This window comes from Hyphococcus lacteus (genome assembly GCF_041058985.1).
Taxonomy (GTDB): Bacteria; Pseudomonadota; Alphaproteobacteria; order Caulobacterales; family Parvularculaceae; genus Hyphococcus; species Hyphococcus lacteus.
In genome coordinates, this window is record NZ_JBEHZE010000004.1 from 1 (window position 1) to 6,392 (window position 6,392).

Here is a 6,392-nt window from a genome sequence, read left to right on the forward strand (position 1 = left end):
AGCGCAGAGCATAATGACTTTCAAGCGTTCTATTCAATCGGCCTCGTACAGAATGACACGTTCCTTTCGGGAGACAAGTTAGGTCTCGCTGTCGCAATCGCAGAAACCTCTTCTGAAAAACGGCGCATTGATCCGCTTGCTGACCGGCGGGAAACCGCGATTGAGCTAACCTATTCAGTCGCCGTCACCGATCACATCCACATCCAGCCCGATATTCAATATATCATCGCACCCGGAACAGAATCCTACCGCCGCCAGAACGCTCTGGCCTTCGGCTTGCGAACCGTCTTTAGACTTGCACCAGAATAATACCCTCACCCCAATCCCCTGACACTTGTTAGCTGATGTCACGAAAGCCTACGCTTTCGTCAGCCAATATTCATACCAATTTACGATGCAATTCCCCGCTGAGTTAGTCGTCGAAAATTGCCCTTGGAGACTTCTCGTAAATCGACACTCTCTCGCCCACTATGGAGACAACAGAGACGTTGTAAACGCTCGAAAACCCGCCTCACTGCGGTCCTTTTGGTGCACATCACCTTATAGACGAAAACCAGAGGATTGAATGGTGGGCTGTGCAGTCTGCTGCGAACGCTGCTTGGCGTCTTGAAACTCAATAACAGGGTATTTACAGGGAATTCGAACTGTCGAACAAGGAACCCGCTCGCCCATAATAGCGAATTCCTGCGCAATAACAGGGAATTAAAACTACAAATCGGGGAACTTTCCCCTTAATTTCTGCTCCCGTACCCACAAGCTACACACTGAGCTGAGCCGTTCTATTTCGATCCGGGTATGATCGAAAAAATGATCGAAAACCTTTATACGGCGCTAAAGGAAGAGAGATTAAATCCGCTCTTCCAGTATCCCGGCAAGCTTATAACCCTGCTGCCGGGACTAACTGAATCGGACGCAAATACAGTTTATGACGCCGGTTGATCGGAAGAAGCGCTATTAAACACGATTCAAATTTTGCATTTTTTAATTACTTGCACCGGATAATTGAAGGAACCGACGTTATCCACGACTATGAAGGTATTCTGCTTACGGAAGAGGAGAAAACTCTAGTTGTGATCAAGGGCAAAAAATGTATGCTTGGGTGCTTATGTATGAGAGCGACTAAATCCTGAGCCAAAAGTAACCCTGTGCCAAAAGCGACGAAAATAACCCATCCAAGCGCAAAGTTTGAAAACAAATCTCGCGCTTTTGCATTTGATGATAAATGTGAGCACGCACACATAGGCCGGTGCAGCAGCTATTGGACGTTGGCCGATGACCGAAAGTGCATAAGCGAATTGACTATCGACCGGTCCTCCAACATTTTCGAAACATACTTTTTTTCGAAAATCGGGCTCGAAAATCTAACGGCCACCCAACTCTTCGATATGGTGAAGTCCGGTCACTTACAATACGATCATGACGACAGCATTCAATTCGCGGTGCGCTCGGTTAAGGATGATGTCGGCAATATCTTTTGGGCTGTTGAAGTCCTTATCGCCAACTCTATCAAACTCATCAGAAAGCGTCCTCCATTCTTCGAGTTCTATGAAGGAGTCGATGTCCCTCAAGCCTTTCGGTGGAGCGCATTGAAAGGCTATATGGATGCGCAACGTAATGGTATTCCATTTTTGCTTATTGAAGGGGAAACCGGAAGCCCCACCTGGAAAGACAGTGACACGCATCGTATTGTGCCTATTGGGTCGGAGGCCGCGCTAATCGAGAAGCTCAAAGAGAAGCCGACAACGCTCCCAATCACCGACTATACTTCGCATAATTTGGGAGTAATCGACGCGCGGGATCTGTCTCGCCCATTCAATCACACGACGTATCACCCGGCAAAGCATTGGCCTGTTTAATTGCTTCCAGATGAACTGGGAGCGCGAACTTGAAGACCGAAAACTGACTGGTCGGACAGGCCCTGAGCCCCTCCCTCACCCCGATCACATCATTGTCGACATGAGAACAGGGCAAGTCGATGTCAAAGAGCCAATGACGAAAGCAGAAAAACTCAAATACGACAAACTGCGAGAGCGAAAAAGGCGCACCGTCAGGTCTTCAGGCGGCTTTCACAACTTACAGTTAAATTTAGCGTTAGCGTCGTATGATAAATAACCCGGTCTCGATGAACTGTGCGAATATAACAGTGGTCAAAATCGCCCTGGTGCTTTGGTACCCCTGCTGCCATGATCTTTCCCATCAGCGAATAATCTGCAAAGGCAATATTGGCGATGATCACACTCATCCAAGAGCTCAGTTGAATGGTGCGATTGGAATGTGGATCAATAACTCATCGCTAGGGGGAGCTGCTATCACAATCCATGCGCCGGTTTCCGACCAAAGAAAATTCACACAGAAGCTTGGGAAGCCCGTGTCATTAGAGAGCACCACAAAATCATGCAACATTAAGTCGGCTTCATATCAAGTATAAAGTATACTGATTATTAAAATCCATTAAAGGGCATATAAAGTACGGTTTTGTGACTGCCACAAACTAACTGTGAGATGCCCCTTCGGCGCAAAAAGCGCTCTTCATTAATCTGTATTAGTTTAAATTATTTACGGCCTATTCTCTTCGAAATGTTATAAATAGATCTTAGTTCTTTACTTCACGCTGGCCCGCTTAACTCTATTTAGATCAGTAGGCTGATTAATTTTAAATGATGCTCGTCCACTTTACCCTGAGACTGTGTAGAAACGGCAAATCAGATTAGCATTTTGACGTTTCTTGGGAGATCGAAATGCGCCGATTCATTGAAGGAGAAAATCAATGTCAGTAGGCTTTGTTACCGGCCAACTTTGAAGACTACATCGTCGACGACAAAATCGTCTCAATGCTGGAAAAACTAGTGGCGACGAAAGTGAAGCTTGCACAGTTGAAACAGCGTGAGGCTGAAGTTCTCGCCTCCCCGCATCATCAGATATCGCTGACTGACCCGGACGCCAGGTCGATGGCGACAAGTCATGACATCGGCATGGTCGGGTATAATGTTCAGTCCGCCGTCGACACAGAACACCATCTAATCGTTCAGCCACGAGGTGACGAACTTAGTCTCGGACAAAGTGCATCTCTCAACTCAGGCGGCAAAAGCAAAGGCCGCTATGGGTCGAAAGCCGCTCGATTGATCTGGGATGTATCAATCCAGTGTCTTGCCCTTTGAGGTAAGCTCAACTCTACCTGACGCAGTAAATTTATTATGTCTTCGTCACCGAAACGCTTCCTCGCCATTCCAATACCTCACCATTCTCGTACAAAAATATGAAATCTGTGGCTCAGTTATAGGGGGGGCTAGACAAGGGAGTTTTTGTGATGGTTCAAGTAAAGCAGGAGGTCCAGCGACGCAAACATGGTCGTTTTACAGCATGGAGATGAAGGGTTGGTTGCTAAGCAGCTCGCATCCCACTCAAACGGACTCAGAGGTCATATCTGAGATGGGTAACATCACCTAAAGCAGACACGAACGGATCATCTGGTATTTAGCCCGATATGATGACAAGAAAATACCAGAGTGGGCGTTTAGCGCATCCTAAAATGCAACAGTGTAAACAAATTACCGCAGCGCACCAACCACAAAACTAAACGACCCCAAAGCAAGAACCAAATAGGCAGGCGGATTAGTCGTTTAATTTAGTTCTGTATTTATTCTACACCATTTTCTTTGCGCCACTGATCCAGCCGATCCAACCATTTTTGTGCTGAGACTGGTCCATAGGCCTTCGTATCAGTGTGCGATGCCACATTTTTCCTTAGAGCTACGAAAGACGCAGGCCCTCCGGCCGGAAGCCCCAACTCTTTACGCTTGGCGGCCATCGCGGCTTTTTGTGCGGACGTCAACTTCACATCGCTGATAGGCTTGAAAATCAGCACGTCCCAATCACTACCGGAATCGTGAAAGAAAAGCTGAAGTGGAGGTTGCCCCCCTACCGCCAACACTTCATCTAACTTGGCAATTCGGCGGACGAACGCTTCATGCTTTCCGGGCGCGATCCTGAACACCTCGAACGAGGCCGCCGGCCACCCTTCGCTAGAGGTTGGTATTTCGGCTTTGTATTGTTGAGCCATCGTGGGCACAGCTAGGCCGAAAGCCAGTATTATAACCGGTAAAACGGCAAACCGTATACCTGAGGACGGCGGTGAAAAAGAAGACATCGAATCTGCTCCATGCTTATCAAAGTCCATCTATTAAAATGAGCGGTGGGCGACAGGAACATCCAATTTTTATTTTAAGAGGGGGCCAACCGACTCCAGAAGCTCTTGGGGATGGTGGTCCGGGTTCAGCGTTAAAATCTAACAGCTAATTTTTTTTGTGGCGGCATGCGAATCCTTTGTCTGCAAAGAAAATTCTACAGGATGAATGTCTCCGTGAGCCATGCGAGGGCAACACACATTATAGTCGCGCCGCCAAGCTTCAATCAGAGTGCGGGCGTCGGCCAGCGTTTCGAACCAATGCAAATTCAGGCACTCGTCTCGCAGCGACCCATCGAAAGATTCAATATGCGCGTTATCCGTCGGCGTCGCCGAGCGTGAGAAGTCCATGCGCACCTTGTATTGATAAGCTCCCAGATCGACCATCTGACCGGTAAATTCCGCGCCTTTGTCGGTAAACAGCGCTTTGGGCGTCTCGCCGACGCGAACCAGACGATTGAGAACCTCAACGGCATTCTCATCAGGCAGTCGATACGCGTCTAATGTCGACGTATACGCGCATAACTAACCTTGCATCAGATTGAAACCTCAGTCCCCAGCTTGAACGGCTACACAGTAATTCGCAATGGCTGGCTTTCAAATCCAACCTTTACGCGGCCGCTATTCCCGAACGATTCACTAGACTTCCTCCTTGTAAAGAGCGTTGCTGTGGCTGTTGCGAATTCCTTGTTTCGGCCTCTGCCCGACCGTGTTCGACGCCGGGCTTGTCGCGGTGCAACAACGAGAATGCAATCATGAGCCGAAATGGAAAGACTACGACTATGCGCCGGATTAAAAGTAACGCACCTGAAAAATCAAAAAAAAGGAACAAATTCTAGCGCAGCTACGGCGTGCAAAAGAAACTGGACTGTACGCTGATGACGGAACTCGGCACCGGGCTTCGAGTAGTGCTCGGCGAAACTGAAGCCCATCCGGTGCCCAATGAAACCATCGCAGGTTTATTGAAGACCGCCTTCCTCTGGCGCGAGCAATGGTTCAACAATCCGGATACAGCACTCAAAGATATCGCGAAAGAGGCCAACGCCGACATTAGCGATGTGAGCAAACAAATGCGCCTCACATTTTTGGCCCCTGATATAGTCAGAGCATTATTGGACGGAACGACCTCCGATGATTGGCCGCCAGAGCGACTTCGCCGCCTTGATGATTTGCCTGTCACTTGGTCGGAACAGCGTCGCCTATTCGGACTGGCACAAAACTAATCAAACCAAAATCTGTGACGTAATAAGGCAAAACGCGTAGGCGTTCGGCATCATTGCCTATTCGACAGCCGATCATCGTACCCGTTCGGTTGGTGGCCAAAATGGGCGCTCGGAGACCTTTGCGAACATTGCGCTCTCTCGCCCACTATGGAGACAACAGCGACATTTTAAACGCTCGAAAACCTGCCCCACTGCGGACCTTTTGGCGCATATCACTTTAGGACGAAAACACCAGAGGAATGAATGGTGGGCGGTGCAGTCTGCGGCGAACGCTGCTTCGCGTTCTGAATCTCAATAACAGGGTATTTACAGGGAATTTGATCGTATCTGGCTCGATTACGCGGAATTTACCGCCCAAAAAGCGTGAAAATTCGGGCAGTTCCGCGCAAATTCCCTGCTCTTTGATAACAGGGAATTCAAAGCACTGAACAGGGAAGAAACTCGCCAATAACAGCGAATTCCCGCCCGAGAACACGGAATGCAATGTTGTGGAAGTCGCGAGCGGTAACACCTCGCCCTCTCAACAGTATTGGGGAAAAGAAACGCGCTTCGGATGGGTGTTTTTATTGTGACTGGCCTTGATAAAACGCGCAAATAGGAAGAACATACCGGGAACAGTAAAGGTTCGTAAAATGAATGGTGGGGGGATAACGAAGGATACGCACTGTGTCAGATCAGACTTTAGAACACCTCAATCCCGACGCGTTAAAGCCCAATCCGCGTAACGCACGCACCCATTCCAAAAAGCAGATCAAACAGATTGCCGATAGCATCCGTGCTTTTGGCTTCATCGCCCCTGTTTTGATCGACGAACACAGCATGATCCTTGCTGGTCACGGCCGGGTCGAAGCGGCAAAGCGCGTTGGGCTTTCCACCATTCCTTGTCGAAGGGTCGGCTCCCTTACCGCGAAACAAAAACGCGCTTACGTGCTTGCCGATAACAAACTCGCCCTTAACGCCGGATGGGACGAGCAACTCCTTGCAGA

The 6,392-nt window shown here is 48.8% G+C and carries 9 protein-coding genes; 6 read left to right on the forward strand and 3 right to left on the reverse strand.

The window, feature by feature from the left end; all coding sequences use genetic code 11:
- The 3 genes from ABFZ84_RS14690 to ABFZ84_RS14700 form a co-directional block, all read left to right on the forward strand.
- A partial coding sequence (locus tag ABFZ84_RS14690) for a carbohydrate porin (protein ID WP_369314840.1) occupies window positions 1-309 on the forward strand: 309 nt, incomplete at its 5' end.
- A gap of 486 nt (window positions 310-795) precedes the next feature.
- Window positions 796-939: a hypothetical protein gene (locus ABFZ84_RS14695; protein ID WP_369314841.1), complete on the forward strand. Its 144-nt coding sequence runs from the start codon at window positions 796-798 to the stop codon at window positions 937-939.
- Between the two features lie 356 nt (window positions 940-1,295).
- Complete coding sequence (locus ABFZ84_RS14700) at window positions 1,296-1,856, forward strand: hypothetical protein (protein WP_369314842.1); 561 nt, start codon at window positions 1,296-1,298, stop codon at window positions 1,854-1,856.
- Window positions 1,857-2,047: 191 nt separating this feature from the next.
- Here ABFZ84_RS14700 and ABFZ84_RS14705 read toward each other — a convergent pair whose 3' ends face one another.
- Complete coding sequence (locus ABFZ84_RS14705) at window positions 2,048-2,242, reverse strand: hypothetical protein (RefSeq protein ID WP_369314843.1); 195 nt, start codon at window positions 2,240-2,242, stop codon at window positions 2,048-2,050.
- 604 nt (window positions 2,243-2,846) lie between these two features.
- Between ABFZ84_RS14705 and ABFZ84_RS14770 the strand changes: the two genes are divergently transcribed.
- On the forward strand, window positions 2,847-3,158 hold the full coding sequence (locus tag ABFZ84_RS14770; protein ID WP_407067113.1) for a hypothetical protein: 312 nt from the start codon (window positions 2,847-2,849) through the stop codon (window positions 3,156-3,158).
- Between the two features lie 479 nt (window positions 3,159-3,637).
- On the opposite strand, the gene ABFZ84_RS14715 is transcribed toward ABFZ84_RS14770, so the two are convergent.
- Window positions 3,638-4,147 carry a hypothetical protein gene (locus ABFZ84_RS14715; RefSeq protein WP_369314844.1) on the reverse strand — a complete coding sequence of 170 codons (510 nt, stop codon included), beginning with the start codon at window positions 4,145-4,147 and terminating at the stop codon, window positions 3,638-3,640.
- Window positions 4,148-4,285: 138 nt separating this feature from the next.
- Window positions 4,286-4,570, reverse strand: a complete 285-nt coding sequence (locus tag ABFZ84_RS14720) for an integrase core domain-containing protein (protein ID WP_407067114.1) — start codon at window positions 4,568-4,570, stop codon at window positions 4,286-4,288.
- A gap of 464 nt (window positions 4,571-5,034) precedes the next feature.
- Between ABFZ84_RS14720 and ABFZ84_RS14725 the strand changes: the two genes are divergently transcribed.
- Together ABFZ84_RS14725 and ABFZ84_RS14730 are read left to right on the forward strand one after the other, a co-directional pair.
- Window positions 5,035-5,406, forward strand: a complete 372-nt coding sequence (locus ABFZ84_RS14725; RefSeq protein ID WP_369314845.1) for a hypothetical protein — start codon at window positions 5,035-5,037, stop codon at window positions 5,404-5,406.
- A gap of 666 nt (window positions 5,407-6,072) precedes the next feature.
- The coding region (locus ABFZ84_RS14730) for a ParB/Srx family N-terminal domain-containing protein (protein ID WP_369314846.1) at window positions 6,073-6,392 on the forward strand (320 nt) is incomplete at its 3' end.